Source organism: Sphingomonas populi (assembly GCF_004208535.1).
GTDB lineage: Bacteria > Pseudomonadota > Alphaproteobacteria > Sphingomonadales > Sphingomonadaceae > Sphingomonas > Sphingomonas populi.
The window spans coordinates 1-2,218 of sequence record NZ_SGIS01000121.1; the positions used below are offsets into that span (position 1 = coordinate 1).

A 2,218-nucleotide genomic window follows, 5' to 3' on the forward strand; every position below is an offset into this window, starting at 1 on the left:
TCCTATGACGACATCGTCGACCATTGCTGCGACGCCTGGAACAAGCTGGTCGACCAGCCCTGGAAGATCATGTCTATCGGCCTGCGTGATTGGGCTCGCGAGTTCTGATCAGTGAATCTTGGTATCAGTGAGCTTTTGTGATCAGGAGCTTGGCCAGGTCGCGATGCAACTGATCGAAACGCGTATTGTACGCGTGCGACCTTGCAGTAGACATGTCGCGGTAAATGCGTTGGAATCTTTGTCCGTCGAACGCGGAACTTGTGCCGGCTGTACGATAGAGCAACTGCATGGCGTCCCAGCACATTTCGATGATCTCGCCGCACATCACCATCGCCAGATTTTCACGTGGGTCGGCCGGATCCCGATGCCCAAGCATCTGAAGCCGGGCATCTTCCGTCCATTTCTCACAAGCGTCATAATAGGCTGCTTCGGCCAACGCGATTTTCGTCGCAGCGGCTCCGAACCAGCGCTGATAATCGGGACTGTCCACTCTCGGTTGGATCGGCGGGATTGCCGTCATCTTAGTCGCCATCAGTGACGTGCATTCATCGAGTGCACCCTTTACCATTCCGAGCAGCAGGGCTGCAGGCTCGAGTAGCCAAAGGCTCATTGTGCCGCCATAATAGATCGGATTATCCAGATGGGCGGTCGCTTCGCTTTTGGGTTCCAGCCTATGCTCCATATGCATCTTATTCAGCCTCGTTAAGGCGGCCGGCACGTGAGCGTTGGTGAAACTCACGCTGTTGGACCCGCTGCCCTTCAACCCGAGGGAGCCGCCCCAGTCATCGAGCATCGTCCATTGATCCCGCCTCGCCACGAATGTCATGATTCCCGCAGGGCTCCCATCGGCTTCCACCGCAATCGCATGACTCATGAAATGCGAGGAATAGGGTATCCCGGAGCAAAAATTGAAAACGCCGTTCAGATCCCAGTCCCCATCGACCCGGCGACGTGCCTCACCCTGCGGACGAGCGGTGACTGCGCATATGAAAGGTTCATCCAAGTCGAAAACTTGGCGCTGAGTGGGCAAATCGAACATGCCGCAAAGCGTGACCGCGTGGGCTGAGCCGAGGCAGAACTGCCAAGCCGTGGACGGGCATCCGGTTGCGAGCTCCATGACGACCCGATAGTAAGTCTTTACATCCAGATCCAGTCCGCTGAACTCTTTAGGCACCAATATGTTGTAGAAGCCGGCTTTTTCGAAGGCGGAATGGGTGTCCGGCGCATAATGGGTACGCGCTTCGGTCTCGGCCTGCCGCGCCACGAGTTCGGGGATCATGTCATGCGCCCGTTTGACGATCGTTTCGCCCAGGCCCTCGTCAATCGCGGGAGAAAAGGATTGAACAGTTGCGAGCTTGTTTGCCATGTGATCAAATCCGCCTAATAGAGTTGGGTCGCAGCATTCTGCAGAGCCTCGACTTCGACTCAAACCGCAGAGCACCTCTCGTTTAATTCTTATTTAACAGGGGTAGCAAATCATATGGGCATCGTCAACCCTAAGCTCGGCTTTGTACGTTTAGGTGGCGAAGCACAGCGCGTTTGCCATGCGGACCGAGCGAGCGGGAGGAATTTTCGGCGGTTCCCGGTGCGGCGCATAGGCGCTGACTTTAAGCTGTTGCAGGGAAGAAATTGCGTGGTTTGAGACATCTCCTTCGCGGTGGATCGAGGAGTTTTCTGGCGCGAGAGACCAGTCTGGCGAGCGCGGCGGCGAAAGGTATGCCGTGAAGGATAGCGGCAATGATAAGCCGAATGGTTTCGGCTTGAGCGCGCCATAGCGGGAAGCTGATCTCCTGCTCCTCAGGGGAAAGATTCGCCGAAATCGGCGCTGAAATCCTCAGTGATGAGGGCTGTGAGGAGATGCGCATAGAGCCATGTTCGGGCGAGATCGGGATCCTTGGTCGGCACGCAGCGTGCGAATTCCGAGGGAAGCGGGCCGGGTATTCCGACGCGAAGCGGGCCACCATTCCGGCGGTGAAGTGGGCCAGCGTACCGATGTGAAGCGGGCCGCTATTCCGAGGCCCCATTGGTCCAACCCGATCCTATGCCCCCGGTGAATAAGACGGGCTAGGGCGTGGTGACGATTTAAGGGTTAGGGATTCCCAATTGCTCTGAAATCGGATTCAAGGCTGATTTTTGGAGATCAGCGATGGATCGCGATGCGCTTCGTGATGACCAATGGGAACGGATCAAAGGGTTCGTGCCGGGCGGGACGAAGGGT

The 2,218-nt window shown here is 56.9% G+C and carries 1 protein-coding gene; it reads right to left on the minus strand.

Features of this window, described 5'->3' with window-relative positions:
• Positions 1 to 124: 124 nt before the first annotated feature.
• Positions 125 to 1,366, minus strand: a complete 1,242-nt coding sequence (locus EWE75_RS24330) for an acyl-CoA dehydrogenase family protein (protein ID WP_130160600.1) — start codon at positions 1,364 to 1,366, stop codon at positions 125 to 127.
• Positions 1,367 to 2,218 lie beyond the last annotated feature (852 nt).